The sequence below is a fragment of the Vibrio cidicii genome (assembly GCF_009665415.1).
Taxonomy (GTDB): Bacteria; Pseudomonadota; Gammaproteobacteria; order Enterobacterales; family Vibrionaceae; genus Vibrio; species Vibrio cidicii.
The window spans coordinates 2,415,602-2,438,956 of record NZ_CP035921.1 but is presented as its reverse complement, the minus strand read 5'-3'; the positions used below and the strand labels follow the sequence as shown (position 1 = coordinate 2,438,956).

At 46.8% G+C, this 23,355-nt stretch carries 24 protein-coding genes and 1 other RNA gene; 11 read left to right on the top strand and 14 right to left on the bottom strand.

The window, feature by feature from the left end:
- The first annotated feature begins 42 nt into the window (after positions 1 to 42).
- Positions 43 to 891: an S-formylglutathione hydrolase gene (gene fghA, locus EWA64_RS12205; RefSeq protein WP_061895131.1), complete on the top strand. Its 849-nt coding sequence runs from the start codon at positions 43 to 45 to the stop codon at positions 889 to 891.
- Positions 892 to 936: 45 nt separating this feature from the next.
- On the opposite strand, the gene EWA64_RS12200 is transcribed toward fghA, so the two are convergent.
- From EWA64_RS12200 to EWA64_RS12180, 5 genes are all read right to left on the bottom strand, one after another.
- The gene (locus tag EWA64_RS12200) at positions 937 to 2,496 is read right to left on the bottom strand and encodes an AbgT family transporter (RefSeq protein WP_061895130.1); all 1,560 of its coding nucleotides are present in this window, start codon (positions 2,494 to 2,496) and stop codon (positions 937 to 939) included.
- A 274-nt stretch (positions 2,497 to 2,770) separates the two neighbouring features.
- Positions 2,771 to 3,202 carry a type IV pilus modification PilV family protein gene (locus EWA64_RS12195; RefSeq protein WP_061895129.1) on the bottom strand — a complete coding sequence of 144 codons (432 nt, stop codon included), beginning with the start codon at positions 3,200 to 3,202 and terminating at the stop codon, positions 2,771 to 2,773.
- Positions 3,192 to 4,499, bottom strand: a complete 1,308-nt coding sequence (locus tag EWA64_RS12190; RefSeq protein ID WP_061895128.1) for a hypothetical protein — start codon at positions 4,497 to 4,499, stop codon at positions 3,192 to 3,194. The genes EWA64_RS12195 and EWA64_RS12190 overlap by 11 nt, the downstream gene beginning before the upstream one ends.
- Positions 4,496 to 5,125, bottom strand: coding sequence for a PilW family protein (locus tag EWA64_RS12185; RefSeq protein WP_061895127.1), 630 nt, complete (start codon positions 5,123 to 5,125; stop codon positions 4,496 to 4,498). Before EWA64_RS12185 ends, EWA64_RS12190 begins: the two co-directional genes overlap by 4 nt.
- On the bottom strand, positions 5,103 to 5,612 hold the full coding sequence (locus EWA64_RS12180; protein ID WP_061895126.1) for a GspH/FimT family pseudopilin: 510 nt from the start codon (positions 5,610 to 5,612) through the stop codon (positions 5,103 to 5,105). The genes EWA64_RS12185 and EWA64_RS12180 overlap by 23 nt, the downstream gene beginning before the upstream one ends.
- A 101-nt stretch (positions 5,613 to 5,713) precedes the next feature.
- On the opposite strand from EWA64_RS12180, the gene EWA64_RS12175 reads away from it, so the two are divergent.
- Positions 5,714 to 6,148 carry a type IV pilin protein gene (locus tag EWA64_RS12175; RefSeq protein WP_139045704.1) on the top strand — a complete coding sequence of 145 codons (435 nt, stop codon included), beginning with the start codon at positions 5,714 to 5,716 and terminating at the stop codon, positions 6,146 to 6,148.
- A gap of 65 nt (positions 6,149 to 6,213) precedes the next feature.
- Here the strand turns inward: EWA64_RS12175 and dnaJ are convergent, their stop codons facing one another.
- From dnaJ to grpE, 4 genes are all read right to left on the bottom strand, one after another.
- Positions 6,214 to 7,359, bottom strand: a complete 1,146-nt coding sequence (dnaJ, locus tag EWA64_RS12170) for a molecular chaperone DnaJ (RefSeq protein ID WP_039424351.1) — start codon at positions 7,357 to 7,359, stop codon at positions 6,214 to 6,216.
- 199 nt (positions 7,360 to 7,558) lie between these two features.
- A complete protein-coding gene (gene dnaK, locus EWA64_RS12165) occupies positions 7,559 to 9,469 on the bottom strand; it encodes a molecular chaperone DnaK (protein WP_061895124.1) in 1,911 nt (636 codons plus the stop codon).
- Positions 9,470 to 9,706: 237 nt separating this feature from the next.
- Entirely contained in the window at positions 9,707 to 10,978 is a 1,272-nt protein-coding gene (locus EWA64_RS12160) for a dicarboxylate/amino acid:cation symporter (RefSeq protein WP_061895123.1), read from the bottom strand.
- Positions 10,979 to 11,301: 323 nt separating this feature from the next.
- Positions 11,302 to 11,904, bottom strand: coding sequence for a nucleotide exchange factor GrpE (gene grpE / locus EWA64_RS12155; RefSeq protein WP_061895122.1), 603 nt, complete (start codon positions 11,902 to 11,904; stop codon positions 11,302 to 11,304).
- A 146-nt stretch (positions 11,905 to 12,050) separates the two neighbouring features.
- On the opposite strand from grpE, the gene nadK reads away from it, so the two are divergent.
- From nadK to bamE, 3 genes are all read left to right on the top strand, one after another.
- Complete coding sequence (gene nadK, locus EWA64_RS12150; protein ID WP_061895121.1) at positions 12,051 to 12,935, top strand: NAD(+) kinase; 885 nt, start codon at positions 12,051 to 12,053, stop codon at positions 12,933 to 12,935.
- A 201-nt stretch (positions 12,936 to 13,136) separates the two neighbouring features.
- The gene (gene recN, locus EWA64_RS12145; protein WP_061895120.1) at positions 13,137 to 14,801 is read left to right on the top strand and encodes a DNA repair protein RecN; all 1,665 of its coding nucleotides are present in this window, start codon (positions 13,137 to 13,139) and stop codon (positions 14,799 to 14,801) included.
- A 171-nt stretch (positions 14,802 to 14,972) separates the two neighbouring features.
- A complete protein-coding gene (gene bamE, locus EWA64_RS12140) occupies positions 14,973 to 15,332 on the top strand; it encodes an outer membrane protein assembly factor BamE (RefSeq protein ID WP_061895119.1) in 360 nt (119 codons plus the stop codon).
- Between the two features lie 116 nt (positions 15,333 to 15,448).
- Here the strand turns inward: bamE and EWA64_RS12135 are convergent, their stop codons facing one another.
- Complete coding sequence (locus tag EWA64_RS12135) at positions 15,449 to 15,745, bottom strand: RnfH family protein (RefSeq protein ID WP_039442392.1); 297 nt, start codon at positions 15,743 to 15,745, stop codon at positions 15,449 to 15,451.
- Positions 15,742 to 16,173: an SRPBCC family protein gene (locus EWA64_RS12130; RefSeq protein ID WP_039424339.1), complete on the bottom strand. Its 432-nt coding sequence runs from the start codon at positions 16,171 to 16,173 to the stop codon at positions 15,742 to 15,744. The genes EWA64_RS12135 and EWA64_RS12130 overlap by 4 nt, the downstream gene beginning before the upstream one ends.
- A 115-nt stretch (positions 16,174 to 16,288) precedes the next feature.
- On the opposite strand from EWA64_RS12130, the gene smpB reads away from it, so the two are divergent.
- From smpB to EWA64_RS12110, 4 genes are all read left to right on the top strand, one after another.
- Positions 16,289 to 16,774, top strand: coding sequence for an SsrA-binding protein SmpB (gene smpB / locus EWA64_RS12125; RefSeq protein ID WP_039424337.1), 486 nt, complete (start codon positions 16,289 to 16,291; stop codon positions 16,772 to 16,774).
- A 67-nt stretch (positions 16,775 to 16,841) separates the two neighbouring features.
- Positions 16,842 to 17,207: a transfer-messenger RNA gene (ssrA, locus tag EWA64_RS12120) on the top strand.
- Between the two features lie 417 nt (positions 17,208 to 17,624).
- Positions 17,625 to 18,986: a type II toxin-antitoxin system HipA family toxin gene (locus tag EWA64_RS12115; RefSeq protein WP_061895118.1), complete on the top strand. Its 1,362-nt coding sequence runs from the start codon at positions 17,625 to 17,627 to the stop codon at positions 18,984 to 18,986.
- A complete protein-coding gene (locus EWA64_RS12110; protein WP_061895117.1) occupies positions 18,983 to 19,450 on the top strand; it encodes a helix-turn-helix transcriptional regulator in 468 nt (155 codons plus the stop codon). The genes EWA64_RS12115 and EWA64_RS12110 overlap by 4 nt, the downstream gene beginning before the upstream one ends.
- 227 nt (positions 19,451 to 19,677) lie before the next feature.
- On the opposite strand, the gene EWA64_RS12105 is transcribed toward EWA64_RS12110, so the two are convergent.
- Both EWA64_RS12105 and EWA64_RS12100 read right to left on the bottom strand, forming a co-directional pair.
- Positions 19,678 to 20,271: an NADPH-dependent FMN reductase gene (locus EWA64_RS12105; protein WP_061895116.1), complete on the bottom strand. Its 594-nt coding sequence runs from the start codon at positions 20,269 to 20,271 to the stop codon at positions 19,678 to 19,680.
- A gap of 1 nt (position 20,272) precedes the next feature.
- Positions 20,273 to 21,172, bottom strand: a complete 900-nt coding sequence (locus tag EWA64_RS12100) for an EamA family transporter (RefSeq protein ID WP_061895115.1) — start codon at positions 21,170 to 21,172, stop codon at positions 20,273 to 20,275.
- A 121-nt stretch (positions 21,173 to 21,293) separates the two neighbouring features.
- Between EWA64_RS12100 and EWA64_RS12095 the strand changes: the two genes are divergently transcribed.
- Positions 21,294 to 21,773 carry a MarR family winged helix-turn-helix transcriptional regulator gene (locus EWA64_RS12095; RefSeq protein ID WP_061895114.1) on the top strand — a complete coding sequence of 160 codons (480 nt, stop codon included), beginning with the start codon at positions 21,294 to 21,296 and terminating at the stop codon, positions 21,771 to 21,773.
- Between the two features lie 61 nt (positions 21,774 to 21,834).
- On the opposite strand, the gene EWA64_RS12090 is transcribed toward EWA64_RS12095, so the two are convergent.
- Positions 21,835 to 22,059, bottom strand: coding sequence for a hypothetical protein (locus tag EWA64_RS12090; RefSeq protein WP_061895113.1), 225 nt, complete (start codon positions 22,057 to 22,059; stop codon positions 21,835 to 21,837).
- 273 nt (positions 22,060 to 22,332) lie between these two features.
- Between EWA64_RS12090 and EWA64_RS12085 the strand changes: the two genes are divergently transcribed.
- Positions 22,333 to 23,295, top strand: coding sequence for an L-threonylcarbamoyladenylate synthase (locus EWA64_RS12085; RefSeq protein WP_061895112.1), 963 nt, complete (start codon positions 22,333 to 22,335; stop codon positions 23,293 to 23,295).
- Positions 23,296 to 23,355: the final 60 nt, after the last annotated feature.

Sequence of the window (23,355 nt, the reverse complement as noted above, 5' to 3'; positions counted from 1 at the left end):
CAACATTGTCTGGGCAGGCAATACCTCGTCAAAGGAGTCACCATGAGTTTAACCAATCTTACTCAGGCCAAAGTGTTTGATGGCTGGCACAAACAGTATCAGCATCATTCGGACGTGTTGAGCTGCGACATGCGCTTTGCGATTTATCTGCCGCCTCAAGCTACTGCGGGCACACCAGTCCCCGTATTGTACTGGTTGTCCGGGCTGACCTGCACCGATGAAAACTTCATGCAAAAAGCCGCCGCGTTTCAAAAAGCGGCTGAACTCGGCATTGCGATTGTCGCACCGGACACCAGTCCCCGTGGCGAGCACGTACCGGATGATCCCGACGGTGCGTACGATTTCGGCTTGGGTGCAGGTTTTTACCTTAATGCGACGCAGGAGCCATGGAAAGCCAACTATCAGATGTACAGTTACATCGTTGATGAATTACCAGCGCTTATCGAAACCCATTTTCCGGTCAGCACGCGTAAGGCGATTTCCGGCCACAGTATGGGAGGCCACGGCGCATTGACCATTGGTGCGAAAAACCAGAACCACTACACCTCAATTTCTGCCTTCAGCCCTATCTGCCATCCGATGGCAGTGCCATGGGGTCAGAAAGCGTTTCGCCATTATCTGGGCGACGACAAATCGGCCTGGGAACACTACGACGCGGTCGAACTGTTTAAATCGCACTTGGTGCGCACCCCCATTCTGATTGATCAGGGCGAAGCGGATAGCTTCCTGCAAGAGCAGCTCCAGCCGGAAACTCTGATGAGCGTCGCTAAAGAGAGGGATATTGATTTCACGCTGAGAATGCATCCTGGTTATGACCACAGCTACTTCTTTATTCAAAGCTTCATTGCCGATCATTTGGCGTTTCACGCGAAATACCTCAAAGCCGACTAACGGCACTGATATGAAAAAGCCCGCTGTCGCGGGCTTTTCTTTTATTTACATGCTGTAGGTGTATGGCGCCTGAATACCAAGCGGAATGCCCAATGCCCAGTAAGCAAGCAGGAATAACGTCCAGCCAATCAGCATCGCAATCGAGAATGGCATCATCAGCGACGCCAGTGTGCCGATCCCCGTCGCTTTCACGTAGCGTTGGCAGTACACCACCACCAGCGGGAAGAACACCATCAACGGTGAAATGATGTTGGACACAGAATCGCCCACACGGTAAGCCGCCTGAGACAGCTCAGGAGAAATCCCCACCGCCATCAGCATTGGCACTAGGATAGGGCCGATCAACGCCCATTTGGCAGACGCAGAGCCGATCAACAAGTTAACTGAAGCGGTTAACAAGATCATGCCAACGATGGTCGCTTCACCGGGCAAGTTCATCGCTTTAAGCCCTTCTGCGCCGTAAAGCGCCAGCATGGTACCCAAATTGGATTGTGCAAACGCAGCAAGAAACTGAGCGCAGAAGAACGACATGACGATATAAGCGCCCATGGTCGACATGGTATCCGCCATCGCTTTGATGATGTCATTGCTGGTTTTAAATGTGCCCGACACTTTGCCGTACACATAGCCCGGAATAATAAATAGGATGAAGATCAGTGGCACAATCGATTTCATGATCGGCGCAGAAAACGCGGTGATTTCCCCTTCTGGAGAGCGCAGAGCCGAGTTCTCTGGCAGCAACGCCACCACTAAAAGCGCAATGCCAACCAACATCGCCCAGCCCGCGTAACGGAAAGCTTTCGACTCAATGTCAGTGAACGAACCAAGATCAGGCGCTTCTTCGGCATCCACGTCTACAGGCATATGCTGCAAACGGGGTTCGATGATTTTCTCGGTCACATACCAACCAATCGCGACGATAAGTACTGAGGAAAGACCTGTGAAGAAAATATTGGCCAGAGGGTTAACCACGTATTGAGGATCAAGCACTTGCGCAGCGGTCTGAGTAAAGCCAGCCAACAGAGGATCGATACCAGAAGGAATAAAGTTGGCAGAAAAGCCACCGGATACGCCGGCAAACGCCGCCGCAATCCCCGCCAGAGGGTGTCGGCCCGCTGCATGGAAGATAATCCCGCCCAGTGGAATCACCAGTACGTAGCCTGCGTCCGCTGCGGTGTGCGATACGATCGCAACCAAAATCAGCATTGGTGTGAGCAATTTCGCAGGGGTGAAGTTGAGCATTTTCTTCAGACCTGTGGTGATAAAGCCCGAAGAGTCGGCAACGCCGACCCCCAGCATCGCCACCAACACAATGCCAAGCGGTGCAAAGCCTGTGAAAGTTTTCACCATGTTTGCGAGGAAGCTTGCTAAAGATTCGCCAGTCAAAAGGTTGTTAATCGCAAGTGCTTCACCTGTGCGTGGGTTAGGAATGTCAAACGTCACATTCGACAACAGAGCAGACGCGGCCCACGTGATGATTAATGCCCAGAAGAACAAAATAGCGGGATCTGGAATTTTGTTCCCCGCCCGCTCGATAAAGTTTAGAAAACGATCCATTCCGCTCGGCTTCGGAGAGGGCGCTTGATTTACTGCTTGGTTACTCATGGTAACTCCATAATCAATGATGTTGCTGTATCAGGCGAATATAACTTATCGCTTTCGCCTTTTTTCAACGTCATATTCTATTTAAAGCGCAAATCAAAAGCACAAGATTCCGTCACTTTTTCCATATTCGGAGACATATTTTGCAAAAAATGCGATCGGCAAAAACAATTCACCAACATCCCCAATCATGAAAATGCAACAAAGTCAGTACCAATTTTTAATACATTGTGGTTATTTTTATCTGCAACCAAGACAGAAAGCAGCGAAAAGCAATTTAGTGCGTATCAAACTCGCTGTATTTGGAAATCATGGTTTTGAGCTCAACAGACTGGGGATGACCAAGGCGATCGGTCCAAGAAGCTTGAATACTTATATTCTTAAGCGCACCAGAAAGAGCTGGAACCGCTTTGACTGTCCACGTCAGTGTGTAAGGCGAAGAGATGAATGAATTGGAAGCTACCGAACTACTTGCCGTTTTAATATCCAATGTGTAATCAGCGACAGGAACTGCGGCAGAAGCGCCTCGAGTTCGAAACCACTCCAACTGCTCCTCAGCATAGTGCAATGCCTCTATGCTTCGTAACGCGTAATCAGCCCTTTGCTCTATATAAGTTTGCATTTTCACCAAGCCTAGAGCGCCAATCCCAATGAGTATGAAGGAAATCATCACTTCAATAAGGCTAAAGCCTTGCTGCTTATTGACCATGCCAGCTTCCCTTTTGCCATTCGAGTACAGATAAGTACTTTTGCGTTTTCTCCCTATTGTACGAGGGAATAAGAGATCCATTTAAGCGAATGGTTCTTCCTTGCGTATCCATCCCTATCCCTCCATCGAGCTTCATCGAACCATCAAGAAGAAAAGTAAAGTTGTCCAATACGCCGGAATCAACATCATGTCTTTGAAAACTGGTTGGCGACACACCTATATTCGCACTTGAAGTAAACAAATCTGCCCAAACCGTTTTCACATTGAGACTAGGTGGCACATATTGATAAATCAGTCCATCAAAGTACCCCATACTTTTTGTATAAAGCACACCATTGATAATGAGCAGTTGGCTAGAATCATTCACTGACTGAGTAGAGCTTCCAAACACGCTGCCTGAAATGGCACAACTGCCTTCAATCCAAAAACGTCGTTTCCCTTGTTTGTACGCAGCCTCTATTTTATTGTCGCATGCATATACCCAACCACCGGGGGTATAACTCACTGTATTACTGTCTATGACTAATCCTTCAGGATCGCTTTGTATCTCGGCTTTGAGCGCTTTCATATTACTTTCGTTCAAAGGCTTGGAAAATAAATCCTGAAACACAGAGATATTTGCTACGTTTTCTAAAATATCCTGACCTTTCTTTGAACCACTCCCCGCATAAGTTGGAGATCGAGACGGATCATATAAATTGGACTTATGCGTGGGCTTACAAGTAAAACTAGGCGCACCAAGTGCTCCAGATGCATGTGATGAGTGTGAGCTGTCAACGGTAAGAAAATGCTCATCCTTACCCGTTGGGCTTGGAATGTAAGAAACTGTTCCTCCGGAAATTATTGAAGTACAAATGCTGCTGTCGATATCGCCTGTCGCCAATGGGACAAAATGCATTGAACCAGTCAACTCTACTGCAGCACTGGTTTTAATGGTTGCACCCAAACCAAGGCCAAAGGTTAAGATCATTTTATTTAGCTGTGCATATCCTTTAGTCGAGGTAACTAAATACTCATTATCATTTTTTTTGCTAATAACGACCGCTGAGTTACATCCGTTGACAACATGATGTGTGGCATTAGTGAGCACAATGACGCCTTCTTTGATTTTGGAGAAAGCACACTCCAGCCCTCCTTCTGCTTGCCAAAAATCTTGGCGCGCCTTTACTTCATTCTGCGCCCGCTTAATTTGATACAGCAGCGTCTTAGACGCACCCAAAGTGACAAGCAATACCACAATCAGCAACAATGCCGTAACCAATAAGGTTGCTAAACCTCTGGTTCGAGCTGTTTTCATTGCCAATTCCTCTGCTGGATTCGAAACGTCAGAGAGTAGTTCACTTGAGGATTATTTGTTAGTGCAGCACCTAATGTTATGGTGGTCAGCGCACTACTCACACCGCTCGCTCCAGTTAACTCTTCTCTCTTGACCGAGAAATCACGAACGGAAATCTGGGCGGGGTCAAATAATGAATAGCAGTATCCACCAAAGCCAGAATCCGCTGCTGACACAACAGAGAGAGGATTAGGTTGAGCTTTCTCACATAGTTTTATTGACTCATCCTCTCGGCGGTAGACGACATTGCGGTAAGCTGAGCTACCTCCCGATTGAGCTCGATATACATAGCCAATCAACGTCGGAGTGTTTTGTACATGCAAAATATTGGCTGAACCAGATAATCGTGAAGCCATACGATTAATACCATCATAACCAGCCAACAGAACATCTTCCTTCATGGTTTGTGCAATACTGGAAAGGTTTTGCAGCAAAAGTATCTCCTGAGCTCGCTGTGCCGTAATGCTATGATTTTGAATAAAAATGCTACCAACAATGATTAAAGCAAAGCTGCCCATTAACGATGCAAGCATAAACTCAATTAATGAGACTCCTCTCATTGATTTATTTACATTGCGGGTAACCATAATAGGCTCCTTGTTGACCACAGATAATGATACGACTTGCGCCAAATGAGGTACTCAATTTGAGCTTTTTGCGACTATCTGAAGCTGAATAGAAGTAAAGGCTGCCATTTTTCACTTTACCGCGAACACCATCAAACTTGACTTGGTCTGATGAAAACTCAGAGTAAATCCAGATATTACGAAATGCCTGACCATTCAACTGCAGCAAAGTCGTTCCGGCACTCACATCATGACTGTCCTTGAGCAAGATTTTCCACTTTCCCGTTGATGAAGGGTTGCTATCCATCACTAAATGGGCCCATAGATCCTGATTGCGAAACACCGCTTCAGATTTAGCCTGCAGCATAAAGCCCTGCAACTCGTCCGCAAGACTCTTTATTTGATGATTTTCGGTAAGGCTCTTAAAGCTTGGAACACTAAAAGTCAGAACAACAGAGAGCAAAGCAATGGTTATTAACATTTCAAGTAAAGTAAAGCCGCGATGCATTTCCCAAAATCCTTTGCAAACAGCGAGATAATAATGAATCAACTTGCATAAATGCTAACAGCTATCAAAAATAGTGCAGAGCTTAGAAGAGAAGTATGGAAATGATTCGAAGAAATTTTTGTAACCCAATCACTGTTCAACATAAAGGCATGACATTGATCGAAATAATGATTGTGGTTGTGATCGTCGGTATCTTAGCCGCCATTAGCTATCCAAGTTATAGTAAGTACGTTATTGAGTCGCATCGAACGGTGGCAAAAGCGGATATGGCAAAAATTCAGTTGGAGTTGGAACGTAGCTACAATGGTGGTTATCAATGGACGCAAATCCTATCCGGCAGTACTTGCCTGATATGCGAGTCTCTCTCGGAAAGATATACATTTTCTGTTGCCAGTTCAGCATCCGCTGCATACACCATCACAGCGACTGCACAAACCACTAAAGGGCAAAACAACGATCCATGCCTAGCCAATGAAACGATAAAAGAAATGACGCTCGATTCCACCAACACCGCGAAACCAGCGGCGTGTTGGTAGCAAGAAAGTAAAAAGCCCGTTTGGCAACACCAGACGGGCTTTTTTAGTTTAGAAAACTCTACGGACTAGCTCGTGAGATCGTCGAAGAACTTCTTCACGCCGTTAAAGAAACCTTCCGATTTTGGCTTATGCTTAGTCGCTGCTTCGCCGCCGCAAGACTCCTCAAACTCTTTCAAAAGCTCTTTTTGACGAGCACTGAGGTTGACTGGCGTTTCAACCACAAGCTTAACAATCAGATCGCCGATGGCACCGCCGCGAACACCTTTAACGCCTTTGCCGCGCATGCGGAACATACGCCCTGTTTGCGTTTCGCTTGGCACTTTTAAGCTCACGCGACCATCAAGTGTCGGTACTTCCACTTCGCCACCCAATGCCGCCATCGCAAAGCTCACTGGCACTTCACAGTAAAGGTTGTTGCCATCACGTTCAAAGATATGGTGCTCTTTGACATGAACTTGTACATACAAATCCCCTGCTGGCGCACCCATTTCTCCCGCTTCGCCTTCACCAGAGAGACGGATACGATCACCAGTGTCGACCCCGGCAGGAATTTTCACATTGAGCGTTTTCTTCTTGTGCTTGCGGCCTTGGCCGTGGCAAACATTACATGGGTCTTTGATGATCTTGCCTTTACCATGACAGGTAGGACAGGTTTGCTGCACAGCAAAGAAGCCTTGACGCATTTGCACTTGTCCGTGGCCATGACAAGTCCCACAGGTCTCTGCCGAAGTGCCTTTCTTCGCACCGCTGCCGTCACACGAGTCACAGTGCACCAAAGTAGGTACTTCGATCTCTTTTGAAACGCCACGCACCGCTTCCTCTAGGGACAACTCCATGTTGTAACGCAGATCGGCACCACGTTGAGCACGAGGGCCACCACCACGGCGACCGCCGCCGAAGATGTCACCAAACACGTCGCCAAAGATGTCGCCAAAATCCGCGCCGCCGCCGCCAAAACCACCGCCGCCGAAGCCGCCGCCACCTTGCTCAAAGGCAGCATGACCATACTGGTCATACGCCGCTTTCTTCTGCGGATCGGTCAGAATCTCGTACGCTTCTTTTACTTCTTTAAACTTATCCGACGCTGAATCGTCACCCTGGTTACGGTCTGGATGGAATTTCATCGCCAGACGCTTATACGCCTTTTTGATGTCGCGTTCAGAGGCATCACGGCCAACGCCTAATACTTCGTAAAAATCACGTTTTGACATGTTCTTCGTCACCAATTATTTACTGCAAACGGCACTGAGCCTGGTGTTTGTATCGATATAGATAAAGGTTCGAAACAATGACTACCCTTTATCTATAAACACACAATTTTGTACAAACTTGCGGGCGTAAGAGTTACCCCAAACGCCCGCAAACAGGAAGTTAAGTACCAGATGGCCTTAGCCATCTGGTCAAACAAGATTATTTCTTGTCGTCTTTCACTTCTTCAAACTCAGCATCAACAACGTCGTCTTCTTGAGACTTAGCACCAGCATCCGCTGAGCCTTGTTGTGCTTGAGCCTGCTGCTGAGCAATTTCCATCAGCTTTTGAGCTGCTGCCATCAGTGCTTGGATTTTCGCTTCGATCGCTTCTTTATCTTCGCCTTTGCGAGCTTGCTCAAGTTCTTCGATTGCCGTTTCAATCTTCGCTTTCTCGTCTGCTGGAAGGGCTTCACCCGCTTCTTCCACTTGTTTACGAGTACCGTGAATGATCTGGTCTGCTTGGTTACGCGCAGTCGCTAGCTCTTCGAACTTCTTGTCCGCTTCTTTGTTTGCTTCTGCTTCTTGAACCATTTTCTCGATTTCAGCATCGCTCAGGCCGCCAGAAGCTTGGATGGTGATCTTCTGCTCTTTACCCGTTTGCTTATCTTTCGCTGATACGTGCAGGATACCGTCCGCATCGAGGTCAAAAGTTACTTCGATTTGAGGCATACCACGTGGTGCTGGGTTAATACCCTCAAGGTTAAACTGACCAAGCGATTTGTTGTACATCGCTTGCTTACGCTCACCTTGTAGCACGTGAATCGTTACTGCACTTTGGTTATCTTCCGCCGTAGAGAACACTTGGTTCGCTTTGGTTGGAATCGTGGTGTTCTTCTCAACCAGCTTGGTCATAACGCCACCCATGGTTTCGATACCGAGAGACAGTGGAGTCACGTCCAGTAGCAGTACGTCTTTAACGTCACCAGCCAGTACGCCACCTTGAACTGCCGCGCCTACCGCAACCGCTTCATCTGGGTTTACATCGCGACGAGGCTCTTTACCAAAGAATTCTGTTACTTTTGCTTGAACCATTGGCATACGAGTCTGGCCACCGACTAGGATTACGTCAGTGATGTCGCCTACAGAAAGATCCGCATCCGCTAGAGCAACTTTTAGTGGCTCAAGTGAACGTTGTACAAGATCTTCAACCAGAGATTCCAGTTTCGCACGTGTTACTTTGATGTTCATGTGCTTAGGCCCCGTCGCATCCGCCGTTACGTACGGTAGGTTTACGTCGGTTTGAGTGGTTGAAGAAAGCTCGATTTTCGCTTTTTCTGCCGCTTCTTTTACACGTTGCATCGCTAGAGGATCTTTCTTCAGATCGATGCCTTGCTCTTTCTTGAATTCAGCCACTAGATAGTTGATCAGACGGTTATCAAAGTCTTCGCCGCCAAGGTGAGTGTCACCGTTGGTTGCCAGAACTTCGAAAGTTTTCTCGCCTTCAACTTCATCGATTTCGATGATTGAGATATCAAACGTACCGCCACCTAGGTCGTAAACCGCGATAGTACGGTCGCCGCCTTGTTTGTCTAGGCCGTAAGCTAGCGCTGCTGCCGTTGGTTCATTGATGATACGTTTCACTTCCAGACCCGCGATACGGCCTGCATCTTTGGTTGCTTGGCGCTGTGCATCGTTGAAGTAAGCAGGAACTGTGATAACCGCACCTGTTACTGCTTCACCTAGGAAGTCTTCTGCGGTTTTCTTCATTTTCTTCAGAACTTCAGCAGAAATTTGCGGCGCAGCCATTTTTTGGCCTTTTGCTTCAACCCAAGCATCACCGTTGTCAGCCTTAACGATTTTGTAAGGCATGATTTCGATATCGCGCTGAACTTCTTCGTCTTCAAAACGACGACCAATCAGACGCTTGATTGCAAATAGCGTGTTTTCTGGGTTTGTAACTGCTTGACGTTTCGCAGGTTGACCAACCAGAGTCTCGCCATCGGTGTACGCAATAACAGAAGGAGTTGTACGCTCACCTTCTGCGTTTTCAATTACGCGTGGCTTGTCGCCGTCTAATACAGCAACACAAGAGTTAGTAGTACCTAAGTCAATACCAATGATTTTACCCATCTGGCTATCTCCAAATAAATTCGATGTTCGTTTTGCTATACCCCTAATGTGGGGATGGAGAATCGGGTTTCAACCCCCGCTCACAAACAAAAACTGGTATGTTTGTTTCTCGTATGCCCCTTAAATAAGGGCAGCAACGTCCTTTTCAAGGGGAAATCTGAAAAAAGTTTCAATTTTTCACATAAAAAAGCGAAGCCCTTAGGCCTCGCTTGATTTTACTTAATTTAAAAAGTCAATTTATCGTGATTCTGACGCCAGTTCGGTTTGCTCTTCATCACGCGCCAGTTCACCCTCACTTTTGGCCACAATGGTATTCACCGCCGTATCACCAACCACATTTGACGAGGTACAGAACATATCGTTAATGCGGTCAACCGCGGCGATAATCGCAAGACCTTCAGGTGGCAAACCCAGTTGGTGCAACAGAACGCCGACCATCACCACGCCACCGCCCGGAACACCACCGGCACCAATTGAAAGCAGCAGAATCGTCAGACCAAGCGTGAAAATATCTGCAGAGTTAATAGGCTGACCAAAGGCATTGGCAACAAAAATGGTGGCGAGTGCAATATAGATAGACACGCCAGACATATTCATGGTCGCGCCCAGAGGAACACCAAAACCCGCCACCGATTTGGATACCTGCAGTTTTTCTGTCAACGTGCGCATGGTAACGGGAATGGTCGCATTCGAGCTCGCCGTTGAAAGAGAGAACAGTACCTGCTCACGCGTCGCGCGCAAAAATTGCTTGGGTGACAAACTGGTCGTCATGCCCACGACCATTGGGTAGAAAACGAAAATCCAGAACACCAGCATAGCAACAACCAGTGCCACGTAACCTGCTACCGACATCAAGGTATGCGCATCCAGCGTCGCGCCCAGTTGGATCATCAGAGCGAACACCCCGTAAGGAGCCAGGCTCATCACCAGACCAACCAGTTTCATCATAATTTCATTAGCCAGCTTAAAAGTACGAATCGCCGGACCACCACGTGAGTCCAATGCTTGGATCGCCAAGCCAGTTAAAATCGCCATAAAGATGATTTGCAACATGTCGCCATTGGCAAAGGCTTGTACTGGATTGCTCGGAACAATATTGACCACCAAGGAGAAGATATCCGGGGTTTCAGTGGTCGTCAGCTTCACCGACTGCGCAACAGTACCAACCAAATTGGCATCCGCGCCGGGTTGGAAGATCATCCCGATCGTCAAGGCTGCCGTAATCGCGATGACCGTGTTAATGATGTAAAGCGCAAAAGTTTTCGTGCCTAAACGGCCAAAAGCGGAGATGTCTTTTAGATCAACAATGCCACAGACGATCGAGACATAAACCAGAGGAACGACCAGCAGTTTAATCAGCGAAACGAACATTCCGCCCGCGCCTTCTGCCGCGCCTAACAAATAGACATCAAACAGCGACATTCCTTGAAAAAGATATTGAATGGCAGAACCAAGCAGCAGGCCAGCAAACAAGCCTATAAAAATTTTTGACGAGAGCGATTTATCCATCGTTCCACTCCAGATTGTTGTGTTGGGTATTTATCATTATGAAGTCGTTTATGTCACCAAAGGCGCTAAACGTCCGCGCATAATACACACACCAATAACAATTCGAAGTGTTTATTTACAAAAGTGTTACATTGAGCAAGTTGAAATTTTCATCAGATTTAGCCCACCCAAGCAGCATAAATCTCTAAATAATTGAAAGTGTAGAGTTTTCCAATTCCAAACAGAGAAAATTTAGAATCTCCTTAATTAACAAGCTTTCGCTCATCGATTTCAAACAAAAAAGAGAGGGCTATACCTCTCTTTTCATATGTGATGATGGTGACTTATTTTGCAACCATAACCATCGCCGGACGAATCACACGACCATTCAGTTCATAGCCTTTCTGCATCACAAACATCACAGTGTTTGACTCATGATCTGGGCTTTCCTGAATAGACATCGCTTGATGGAATTCTGGATTGAACACTTCGCCCTCAGGGTTGATCTCTTTCAGACCAAACTTATTGACGGTATCGACAAACGTCTTGTGCGTCAGTTCAACGCCCTCAAGCAATGGCTTCACAGCCTCGCTTTCCGCATCCGCCGCTTGAATTGCACGCTCTAAATTATCGATAACAGGCAATAACTCTTCAGCAAACTTGTTCAGCGCATACTTACGTGCTTTATCGATTTCCTGTTCGCTACGACGACGCATGTTCTCCACATCCGCTCTGGCACGCAGCACCGCATCTTGCTGCTCTTTTACTCGAGATTCATTTGCAAGCAGTGCCGCTTCCAGCTCAGCAATTTTCGCTGCTGCTTCGTCGCTTTCCTCTGCTTGGTTCCATTCGATATCAGCATCCGTACCAACAGCATCTACCTCGATGTCCGCAGATTCGTTCTGTTTTAGCTGTTCTTCGTTGATTTTATTTTCTTCGTTGCTCATGATATCTCCAGAATTCAACACTTTGTCCTTTAAAGCCAAGCCTATGTAACTGGCTTTAACTTCACAAAAATTCGCAATAGTGGCTAACTTGCCATTATTATGGGGATGATAACGCCCGATTCAAGCCTCTTTAACGCGGAAAAGCTATGAAAAAACCATTTAACGTGATCGCTATTATCGGAAAACCCAGAGATCAGAAAGCGATACAAACGCATCGCGATTTGTATCACTGGTTAACCTCACTCGGCTATCAAGTGTTTATTGATGACAGGCTTGCGCATATTTTGGATGACGTTCCCGCTGCACACTTTTCGGGCTTGGTTGAATTAGGCGAAAAAGCTGATCTGGCGATTGTCGTTGGCGGAGATGGCAATATGCTGGGCGCAGCTAGAATACTGTCTCGCTTCGACATTTCAGTGATCGGCGTCAACCGAGGCAATCTCGGCTTTTTAACCGATCTCAATCCGGAGGATTTTCAAGCTGCGCTCGAAGCGGTTTTGAACGGGGCATACATCGAAGAAGAACGTTTTCTATTGGAAGCGGAGATTCATCGGCACGGGCAGATAAAAAGCCACAACGCGGCGTTAAATGAGGCAGTGCTTCACCCGGGGCAAATCGCTCATATGATTGAGTTTGAAGTGTATATTGACAACTCTTTCGCTTTTTCTCAGCGCTCAGACGGTCTGATTATCTCAACGCCAACAGGCTCCACCGCTTACTCTCTCTCCGGCGGTGGCCCCATCCTATCTCCCAGTTTGAACGCCATCTCCTTAGTCCCAATGTTCCCACATACGCTATCGAGCCGGCCATTGGTTGTCGATGCCAATAGAAGAATCAAACTGCTGGTTTCTCCAGATAATCGGGGCACGCAAGAGGTCAGCTGTGATGGGCAAGTTTCTCTGCCCGTCTCTCCAGGCGACGAGATCCACATCTATCAAAGCCCGAATAGGCTACGACTTATTCACCCGAAAGATTACAGCTATTACCATGTGCTACGTAAGAAACTTGGTTGGTCGAGCAAGCTTTTTTAGCTCACTGAAACGAATAGATAGAAAGGTTGATGGTGACTCATCAACCTTTTTTTGTGGGCGATTTTTGTGTTTCCGATGAGAGAAGATGGACGATAAATAAAATCTGACTCACAAATTTTTTCTCACACAACTTTACTGTATAAAGAAACAGTATATACTGATTTTACATACAGTATTGTTCAGTTATACAGGTAAACTAAAATGCTGGCTCATCTAAGTGTGAATAATTTTGCCATTGTTAAATCTTTACAACTCGAGCTATCTAAAGGAATGACCACCATCACGGGTGAAACCGGTGCTGGTAAGTCAATCGCGATCGACGCATTGGGCTTATGTCTAGGAGGTCGCGCCGAAGCGAGCATGGTCCGACGCGGCGAAGAAAAAACCGAGGTCAGCGCTGCATTTTTATTGGATAACAACCTTCACGCCTCACGTTGGCTTGAAGACAACGAACTACTGGATGGTAGTGAGTGCATTTTGCGCCGCATTGTGACTAAGGAAGGGCGTTCGCGCTCGTTTATCAACGGCAGCCCGGTTCCCCTTTCTCAATTGAAAGCTTTAGGGCAGTTATTGATCAATATCCATGGCCAGCATGCTCATCATCAGTTGATGAAAAGTGAACACCAAATGGCGATGCTCGACCAATACGCAGGTCACTTAAACCTGTTAAAAAATACTCGTGTCGCCTATCAAAACTGGCGACAAGCGGATAATCATCTCAAACAGCTTAAAGAAAACAGCTTACAGAATCAGGCTCAAAAACAACTGCTGGAATATCAAATCAAAGAGCTCAATGAACTTGCTATCGGCGAAGACGAGTTTATTGAGCTTGAACAAGAACATAAACGTCTCTCTAACAGCGGAGAGTTGGCTAGTACCTGCCAGCAGGCAATTGAACTGATATACGAAGGCGAGGAAGTGAATGCGCTTGGCATTTTACAAAGTGCCAGCAATGCACTGATTGAATTGGCTGAGTTGGATCCTAAACTGGTGACTCTGCCGGATATGGTCGCAGAAGCCATCATTCAGCTAGAAGAAGCGAATAGCGAATTACGCAGCTATCTAGACAACATTGATGTTGATCCATCGCGACTCGCCTATGTAGAAGCGCGCTTTTCTAAAGTGATGTCGATCTCTCGTAAGCACCATGTTTTGCCAGAAGAGCTGTACCAACATCATCAGGAACTACTGGCACAGATCGAAGCATTAGATTGCTCCGATGAGAAGATGGATGAACTGGCTGCCAATGTCGAGGAAAAATATCACCGTTTTCTTGAATGCGCAGAGAAACTGCATAAATCTCGCTGCCGCTACGCCAAAGAGTTAAACAAACTCATCACGCAAAGCATGCATGAACTGAGCATGGAAAAAGCGGTGTTTAGTATTGAAGTCAGTAATGAAGGAACACATCCATCACCATTGGGTTTAGATAGCGTCTGTTTCTTGGTCTCAACCAACCCGGGCCAACCCTTGCAACCAATCGCCAAAGTGGCGTCTGGTGGGGAACTTTCGCGTATTTCTTTAGCAATTCAGGTGATAACCGCACAAAAAGTCGACACCCCAAGCTTGATTTTCGATGAAGTCGATGTCGGTATCAGCGGCCCAACTGCGGCGGTCGTCGGTAAAATGCTGCGCAAACTGGGAGAATCTACTCAAGTGTTGTGTGTTACCCATCTACCACAAGTAGCTGGATGCGGCCACCAACAGATGTTTGTCGCCAAGCACAGCAAAAACGGCACCACAGAGACGCAGATGAATCTCTTGGATCAAGAGCAGCGAGTATGCGAATTAGCACGCTTACTTGGCGGTAGCCAAATCACAGAGTCGACGCTCGCAAACGCCAAAGAGCTCTTGATCGCTGCATAAAATCTTTTATTAGAGCCAAGTTCCCTTAACTTGGCTTTTTGACACATAATTGCAACTGATCTCAAAATTCGTTGTCAGACTGACCGATACATTACAGAGAGCTTTTTACATCTGCACTTAGCTTGTTTATTATCTGGCGCAGTATTTTTTGAGGTTACTAAGAATTTAGCTATGCAATTGAAGAAGTGGTTGGTTGCCCTACCGTTGGCAATGACGATGCTGACTGGGTGTTCAGTATTGGAAAAATTGGTTTATCGAATCGACATTAACCAAGGCAATTATGTTGAGCAGCAAGCGGTAGACAAACTCAAGTTTGGTATGACCAAAACTCAAGTACGCTTTGTCATGGGTTCGCCCATGTTGGTTGAAAACGGTTACCCAAATACTTGGTACTACATCTATCATCACACCGAAGGGCACAAAGCATCAGTACAAAAGAATCTGATTGTCAGCTTTAACAACGAAGGGACATTGGTCGATATCGCGGGTGATTTTCCCGCCAGTGACAGTTTTTTCGAAGAAATTCGTTAATCTCAACTCCCAAGCACCGCCTCTAATAAAAACCCGGCAGTCAGTACTTGCCGGGATTTCTTATTGATAATTAGTCAAATTCCACAACGGAACAAGGCAATAGCCACCTTTTCGCGCTAGCGATTCTGTTGCTCTGCACGTTTCCTTCGGATCTCTTTCGGATCTGCCAACAGTGGGCGGTAGATCTCTATCCGATCTTTATCGCGCACAGTGGCATCGAGTTTCACCATTCGGCTAAATACTCCCACCTTGTTTTTGCTCAGATCGATCTCAGGATACAGTTCCAACACCCCAGACTGACGGATGATCTCTTCCACCGTCGCCTGCTGTTTTACCACCAACTTAAGAACTCGCTGCTCTTGTGGTAGCGCATAGACCACCTCAACGTGGATCATTTCATCTTCAATGCTCATAGATACACCTGCTTCGCTCGTTGCGTAAACGCATTCACCATATTGCCGGTGAGTTCATTAAAGATTTTACCAAACGCCAGTTCGATCATTTTGCTAGAAAACTCAAACTCCAGTTTGAGCTCTACCTTACAGGCTTGCTCATCAAGGGCGGTAAAAAACCAACCGCCGCGTAACGTCTTAAAAGGGCCATCGACTAAGGTCATCAGAATCGATTCCCCGGGAGTTAATGTATTGGCGGTAGTAAATGTTTTGCTGATTCCCGCCTTTGCTACATCCACGGAAGCAATCATGCTCGATTCAAGCGATTCAATCACTCGTGTACCTGAGCAACCTGGTAAGAATTCAGGGTATTTCGCCACATCATTAACCAGGGCATACATCTGTTCTGCACTAAAAGAGACCAATGCAGAACGGGTGACTTGCTTCATAGCTTCTCCTCTCAGGGACATTCTTTTTACGACCTGCACAATTTTACTTTTATTCTCAGCCAGCGCAAATAAAAGCATTTCCTATCAAAGTTGCACACCGTATAATAAGTCCACTATGGCAAATAAAAACTCGAAACAAAAAGCCGGTAGCAACACTATCGCGCTGAACAAAAAAGCTCGTCACGAGTATTTCATCGAAGATGAAATCGAAGCTGGCATGGAGCTACAAGGGTGGGAAGTGAAAGCGCTTCGCCAAGGTAAAGCCAATATCGCTGAAAGTTACGTTTTTATGCGTGACGGCGAAGCCTTCGTTAGTGGCATGACTATCACTCCTTTGAATCAGGCATCAACACACGTAGTGGCTAACCCTACTCGTGTGCGCAAACTGCTGATGAGCCGTCGTGAACTTGATAATTTGCTTGGGCGTATCAACCGCGAAGGCATGACGTTAGCAGCTCTTTCACTCTATTGGTCTCGTTCTTGGGTGAAAATCAAAATTGGTGTGGCAAAAGGTAAGAAGCTGCACGACAAGCGCGAAGATATTAAAGATCGCGATTGGCAACGCCAGAAAGCTCGCGTGATGAAGAGCTCACTGCGTTAAACTTAACCACTTAGACGCATACTACTGGACAGGCAGGGCTTTTCTGGTAGTATGCGCCAAATACCTTGGGGCTGATTCTGGATTCGACGGGAATTTTGCAGTCTGAGGTGCATGCCGAGGTGCGGTAGGCCTCGTTAACAAACCGCAAAAAAATAGTCGCAAACGACGAAAACTACGCACTAGCAGCTTAATACCCTGCTCAGAGCCCTCTCGCCCTAGCTTCCGCTTGTAAGACGGGGAACAACGAGGGGTCAAACCAAATCAAGCTGGCGTGGATTCCCCCACCTGAGGGATGAAGCGTGAGAAACAATTCAGGTTAGCTATTCATTCGCGTGTCGGTTCGCAGGTGGTAGTGAAATTAAAGATCGACTAAGCATGTAGTACCAATGATGAATGATTTTCGGACGGGGGTTCAAATCCCCCAGCTCCACCAATCACTAGTAACGGGACGTCTCAGGACGTCCCGTTTTCTTTTCTAAACCCTTGTCCTATCTAGCTTTAAGTGGTTCAGGGCGTCTCATCGAGATTCACTTAATCTCAGTCATTTAGTAACATTCTGCGTAACACTGCCACAGATCACCTCAACCATTTTGTTCATTCAAGGTAACTGTTCATTTATTACGAACAACCTGCATCACTGAACAAACTATTAACGCCCCACTTCCTATCGCAGCTTTCATAGCTAAAACAATCCATTCTGCTCATCAACAATTTTGACTTGCAGGATATGAGTAATAATTTACTCATAAAGAGTTTCTCCACACATTAATGGGTAATATTTTACTCGTAACTTGAAAAAAAATAACTTTAAGAGTAAAGTTTTACTCATTGATAAGTAGAGGTGTTGTCGATGGAAGCACTAACCGTACAAGCTTTTATCAGAGGTGAATGGATAGATATTGGTATCATCTCATTCCCTAAAAGTAGCCAACATAATTTCCGAGTGACTGAACTCAACTACCTCGGCGACTATGCGCTAGAACACCATGATAAAGATGACTTTCACGCGGTTTCACTCAACCACCCTATCTCGTTCTTTTTTGATGATATGGGTAAACCTGGATGGCTAAAGTTTCTAGACGATCTTATGCCTAGTGGCGCTAGTAGACGATACTGGGTTAAACACCTAGATATCGAAGACCTTAGTTCTGATGAACAAGACTATGTTTTGCTCAAGTTTGGCACAATGTCGCCTATTGGTAACTTAAGAATAAAAGACTCTCTTCCTGAGCGCTACGAAGTCGCAGACAACCTCTACTTCTCTGTTGATGATGTTAAAAATCGAGCAGGTGATTTCCTCGACTATGCACAACAAAGAGGAGCAGCCGCAGGTGGTGCAACTGGGGCTGGAGGTGAAGCGCCAAAGCTGATCCTCCGATGTGGTTTCGATCATGGATCTGGCAGCGAAAAAATATGGATTGATCCATACCAAGATGACAATAGTAACCACGACTTACATTACTTAGTAAAGTACCCTAGAGGCTCAAGAAGCACCATCGACTGTAATATTCTAAGAGCTGAGTTCTACTTCTACCACGAGCTAACTGAAATGGGAGTTGAAACGATCTCCACCGACGGTATGCGCTTGGAGGAAGGATTAAACTACCCTTCCTTGTGGCTTCCTCGATTTGATGTTCAAATTAATGAGCAACAAATAGAGAGATTTGGCATGGAATCTGTGTATTCCATTTTGAACAAAGGCGCTGGGGTCACTCTTGATCACGAAACAACAATCCGAACTCTCATAGAAAAAATTACTGAAAGCAATATGGTTAAACACCAAGGGTATAGGTTTGATACCCAAGCTTTCGTCATTGAATGGGTGAAGAGAGATCTACTCAACATCTTGTTTGGTAATAGTGATAACCATGGCAGAAACACTTCATTCTTAAAAGGTGATGGAGTCATAAAGCTTGCTCCTGTTTACGACTTCGCACCAATGAAAGCTGATCCTGAAGGCATTCCAAGAACAACAAAATGGAAAGCCCCACTAGAGGTTGGCGGAACTTACGACTTCGTAGGAATAGCGGACACCTTATCTGATCTGGTGCCAAAGGAAATGTTATTAAAAGAGCTAGCAATTACTGCAAGTAAATGCGTAGGCCTAAAGCAGAGACTCGCTTTACGAGGAGTACCAGAACAAATCTTGGAGATGCCGGCCGTTGGACTTAATTATTTATCAGAAAAGCTCACTAAATGGGGGCTACTATGAAGCCAAGCAATAAAGAGTCCGTACAAGATACGGTAGCTCGTCTAAGAGCAAACCGAAATCAACATCAGCCCAAGACTGGGACGGATGCAACTCATTCGACCAAAGAACGATCGCAACTTAATACTCCGACTAGATCAAAAACCTCAAAAAACGCCAAAGCAGTAAGTGCAGCAGAACGCAAAACCGAGGCAAACAAAATCATCAAACACTTATTGCTTGGAGAGCTAACACAGGGCCAAGCGCTGAAAAGTCTACGCATTAATATACTGGGACTCAAACAGGATGTATTCGCAAGACTTGTCGATGTCTCAAGAAAAACACTCTCAGACATAGAGAATGATCGGGGCAGCTACAATACAGAGATTCTCAATAAGGTTTTCAAGCCCTTTGGTTTAAAGGTCGGTCTGCTCCCCTCTTCTCCAGATGCCTTAAAATCACTATTAACCAATGATGAGGCTGAATAAAACGCTCAATATTAGCGCTCTTGCTTTAGATTGAATGACTATAACCAGTCAGCGTGTTTTTAATATTCATTCCCCTCCTGCCACACCTTTGATGTTTAGGTACACGATTGGGTACACACAAAACCACACATGAAATTTATGTATCTGTTGTGGCAAGGGGCGACTGCACTTAAAAGTCTGCCGCCCTTTTTTGCTTCTCTTCACTCCATCATTGAGGCAAACGCGAGCTACATTCCGTAGCGAAAGGTTTTTCCTGCTTGCACCATGTCACGATGCACTGGCGCGAGTGCATTGGCATAAGCCGCCAGCAATGAGATGGTGTATTCGCTGCGAGCATGAAGTTGCTCGTCTACACATCTGTGCTCTTGATTAAACAAGGTGTCGCATTGGCGGAAAATAAGATGATCCGGTAAGAAACAGACATGATTGTTCTTATTGCCCGTCATACGCAGTTCGCTAATAGGGTACACGCCGTTGACACTGGCAGACACACTGACCAGCAATGCGGGCTTGTGGGCCAGTTCATCATCGGTGGTTAGCATCAGAAAGTTCTTCAAGGCTGGCGTTGCCATGCCGTGCCACTCCGGTGTAATAAAAATAAAGGCGTCTGACTGCATGAGCATTTGCGCAATGGGCGACCACACTTGCCACTCTTCACTACCCTGCCAAACCCCTTCATTCCAAAACGGCAGGTTGAGTTGATGCAAATCGAGCACGTTCACCTGAGTGAAATGCTTCTGCGCCAAGGTTTGTAGATAGTGAGCAACGTTGGCGCTTTGCGAGTTGGCACGCTGGCTACCAGAAACGATAGTGATGTTCATATTAGATTCCTTTTAACGATAAAGTGGTTTGATTGGCTCGTGGCTCAGAGCGAGGCACAGCCAGTAAAATGGCGAGTAAAATAGCGCACGCGCCGAGTAATTGCGGCCAAGTCAGCGCTTGATTGAGCAACAGATAGCCAAGAAAACAGGCCGAGACACTGCTGAGAAAGCCGAGAAACGAAACAGTAACCGGTGGCAGTTTTTCGATTCCCCGGAACCAGAGAAAGTAACCAAGCACTGCGCCAATCAAACTCAAGTAGCCGTAACCTAGGTAGTTAGTAGGGGTCAGTTGGGAAGGAATGCCTTCTAGCCACAGCGATACTGGCAATAAAGCCACACCACCAAACAGTAGCTGCCAACCTGTAAAACCCAGCAGTGACATACCCCTTGGCCGGCCCCACTTTTTGGTCAATACCACACCTGATGCCATACTCAACGTACCCAATGCGGCAATCATTAACCCTTGTAGATTCAGGGCGACCGAACTATTGAGGACCAAAAGCGCAATGCCGATCACCCCTACGCCACTCGCCAACCACTGCCTTGATGTCACTCGCGCATTCAACCAGAACCAACTCAAAAACATGACCAGCATCGGCTGAAAAGACATCACCAAAGACGCCATACCACCGGGCAAATAGGTCGCCGCAAAAAAGAGGCAATAGAAAAACAGCCCAATGTTCAGTAAGCCTAGGGTCGCAAGGCGCCCCCACCAGATGCCTTGCAGCCAAGTTCGGCTCAGAAGCACCAGCAGAATGCCCGCAGGCAGCGCGCGAATAGTCGAGGCGATCAACGGACTTTCCGGCGGTAAGGCTTGCGTGGTCACAATATAGGTACTGCCCCACACCAATGGTGCAACCGCAGTAAGGATAATGGTTTTTACCGAATTCACTTTATTCATGGCTCACCTGACTTGTGTTATAAAAAAAGTATCTTACACAAAAGATACTTTTTAAAAAATAATAGAGAATTCACTTTTGATCAAGTATCTTTTTGGAAAGATATCAAGTTGAGAGAAAAGCATGGAGAACGATCAAGTCGACACGATTTTGTCGCAGTGGCGTGAAGTGAAACCCGATATGGATTGTTCCAGCATGGGCGTGGTCGGAAGGCTGAGACGCACTAGTGAACTGTGGAAGAAACAGTTAGAAGCGGTTTTTCAGGCACATGAGCTGAGTAGCATTGAGTTTGATATGCTCGCGACCATGCGTCGCAGCAACCGTGACATCACCCCAACCGAGTTGTATCAGACACTGATGCTCTCTTCCGGTGCGGTTAGCACACGGATTGAACATCTGGTGCAACGCGGGTTGGTGCAGCGTATCGCCAGCGAACACGACAGGCGCAGTTGCAGCGTGTCACTCACCGAACAAGGTGTTGACGTCATCGACAAAGCGTTGCAAGCACACGTGGCCAATATGGATCAGATGCTGAGTGTGTTGGACAAACAAGAGCAAACACAACTGGCGGAACTACTGAAAAAGGTTTTGCTAGCACAGTAACTACCGACAGAAACAGAAACGCGTGCCGTTGGCGAGCACACGGTTTGCTCGCCAACGCTTTTCAATGTTCCTGATGGGCGATAAACGCTTTATCCCATTCGGTTAAATTGTCGGTTACGCGCGCCACCAGCGGCAATAAGGTGGCCGCTTCACGCTCTTTGAAACGATGATTGGTGATCACCGCAAATCCAGCAACGTAGCAGACGCCGCCTTTGCGGTGGATAAAGCGAGCGATCATGCTCACCGCTTCTTCACTGTATGATTCAATTTTGTAGAGATATTCCATTGTCATCTCCTTTTTAATTTGCTCAACGACGAAATAGTGTTGCCAGATTTTCGCCGCTTAGTCGATGGAACAGACTGAGTCCTTTGTCTAATTTTTAAGCATATTTGATGCCAGCTATTTTCGGTCACCGATGCATTGGCATTGCTCTCGCATCTTGTTAGCAGTTGAGTATAATGTCGCCTTTGTTTTAAACCGCGCCTTCTGGCAAACGCCATGGTGTTGGGTAAGATTGTTATCGGGCCTTCGTATTAGGCCGCCCCAGAGGAAGTCACATTGAACACGCTTTATCTTTCTGCCGCTGAGCAAAAAGAGATCGACCAAGCCAAAGAGCTGCTTGCTCAAGGTGAGCTGGTCGCAATCCCGACTGAAACGGTTTATGGTCTGGCGGCAGATGCCACCAACCCAGAAGCCGTTAAGAAGATTTTTGCCGCGAAAGGAAGACCGGCTGATCACCCGTTGATCGTGCATATTGGCCAAGTTGAACAGTTGACGGATTGGGCTGTCGAGATCCCAGAAGAAGCTTATGTACTCGCGCAGGCGTACTGGCCCGGCCCGTTAACGCTGCTGCTGAAAAAAGCCGATCACGTGACTCCAGTAGTGACGGGAGGCTTAGAAACCATTGGCATCCGTATGCCTGCCCATCAGGTGTTTGCCACCTTGCTGCAATCGTCGGGAATGGCGGTTGCCGCTCCTTCGGCCAACCCTTATAAAAAGCTCAGCCCAACCTCTGCGCAGCACGTCATCAACTCGCTGGGCGGCAAAATTGCTGCGGTCCTCGATGGCGGTGACTGTGCTCACGGCCTTGAATCTACGATTGTCGATCTGACCGAAAAGCCATTTCGCATTTTGCGAGCCGGGCCAATCACCGCCGCGCAGCTATCGGCCACGTTAGGCAAAGAGGTGAGCTCACCAGTGAACCACACGGTTGCCGTACCGGGGAATGTTACCAGCCACTACCAGCCAAATACGCGGGTCCGTTTGGTTGATGCGAGTGAACTGATTCACTTAACCAATGACAAAGTAGCCTATTTGCACTATTCACCATTTGATAATCACGCCAATATCAAAGCGAAACTAATGCCGGGATCGGTAGCAGACTACGCTCACGTGCTCTATCGTACGCTTGATGAGGCAGACAAGTGGGGCTGTGAGGAAATTTGGGTAGAAAGACCACCGATGGACGAAAGCTGGTCAGCAGTGCATGATCGACTGAATCGTTCGCAATCAAAGCTCTGATTTTAAATAAGAAAATCCATACCAAAGCAACCCAACTTAGTGTCGGGTTGCTTTTACTCA

Coding starts and splice junctions, on each gene's coding strand:
- EWA64_RS12095 (WP_061895114.1), top strand. CDS start 21,294: ATGGAGAACGATCAAGTCGACACGATTTTGTCGCAGTGGCGTGAAGTG.
- EWA64_RS12130 (WP_039424339.1), bottom strand. CDS start 16,173: ATGAAGCAAGTCACCCGTTCTGCATTGGTCTCTTTTAGTGCAGAACAG.
- EWA64_RS12200 (WP_061895130.1), bottom strand. CDS start 2,496: ATGAGTAACCAAGCAGTAAATCAAGCGCCCTCTCCGAAGCCGAGCGGA.
- EWA64_RS12160 (WP_061895123.1), bottom strand. CDS start 10,978: ATGGATAAATCGCTCTCGTCAAAAATTTTTATAGGCTTGTTTGCTGGC.
- EWA64_RS12185 (WP_061895127.1), bottom strand. CDS start 5,125: ATGGTTACCCGCAATGTAAATAAATCAATGAGAGGAGTCTCATTAATT.
- EWA64_RS12190 (WP_061895128.1), bottom strand. CDS start 4,499: ATGAAAACAGCTCGAACCAGAGGTTTAGCAACCTTATTGGTTACGGCA.
- EWA64_RS12195 (WP_061895129.1), bottom strand. CDS start 3,202: ATGGTCAATAAGCAGCAAGGCTTTAGCCTTATTGAAGTGATGATTTCC.
- EWA64_RS12105 (WP_061895116.1), bottom strand. CDS start 20,271: ATGAACATCACTATCGTTTCTGGTAGCCAGCGTGCCAACTCGCAAAGC.
- bamE (WP_061895119.1), top strand. CDS start 14,973: ATGCAATTGAAGAAGTGGTTGGTTGCCCTACCGTTGGCAATGACGATG.
- EWA64_RS12135 (WP_039442392.1), bottom strand. CDS start 15,745: ATGAGCATTGAAGATGAAATGATCCACGTTGAGGTGGTCTATGCGCTA.
- EWA64_RS12110 (WP_061895117.1), top strand. CDS start 18,983: ATGAAGCCAAGCAATAAAGAGTCCGTACAAGATACGGTAGCTCGTCTA.
- EWA64_RS12100 (WP_061895115.1), bottom strand. CDS start 21,172: ATGAATAAAGTGAATTCGGTAAAAACCATTATCCTTACTGCGGTTGCA.
- EWA64_RS12115 (WP_061895118.1), top strand. CDS start 17,625: ATGGAAGCACTAACCGTACAAGCTTTTATCAGAGGTGAATGGATAGAT.
- dnaJ (WP_039424351.1), bottom strand. CDS start 7,359: ATGTCAAAACGTGATTTTTACGAAGTATTAGGCGTTGGCCGTGATGCC.
- nadK (WP_061895121.1), top strand. CDS start 12,051: ATGAAAAAACCATTTAACGTGATCGCTATTATCGGAAAACCCAGAGAT.
- EWA64_RS12175 (WP_139045704.1), top strand. CDS start 5,714: ATGATTCGAAGAAATTTTTGTAACCCAATCACTGTTCAACATAAAGGC.
- grpE (WP_061895122.1), bottom strand. CDS start 11,904: ATGAGCAACGAAGAAAATAAAATCAACGAAGAACAGCTAAAACAGAAC.
- fghA (WP_061895131.1), top strand. CDS start 43: ATGAGTTTAACCAATCTTACTCAGGCCAAAGTGTTTGATGGCTGGCAC.
- EWA64_RS12090 (WP_061895113.1), bottom strand. CDS start 22,059: ATGGAATATCTCTACAAAATTGAATCATACAGTGAAGAAGCGGTGAGC.
- dnaK (WP_061895124.1), bottom strand. CDS start 9,469: ATGGGTAAAATCATTGGTATTGACTTAGGTACTACTAACTCTTGTGTT.
- EWA64_RS12180 (WP_061895126.1), bottom strand. CDS start 5,612: ATGCATCGCGGCTTTACTTTACTTGAAATGTTAATAACCATTGCTTTG.
- smpB (WP_039424337.1), top strand. CDS start 16,289: ATGGCAAATAAAAACTCGAAACAAAAAGCCGGTAGCAACACTATCGCG.
- recN (WP_061895120.1), top strand. CDS start 13,137: ATGCTGGCTCATCTAAGTGTGAATAATTTTGCCATTGTTAAATCTTTA.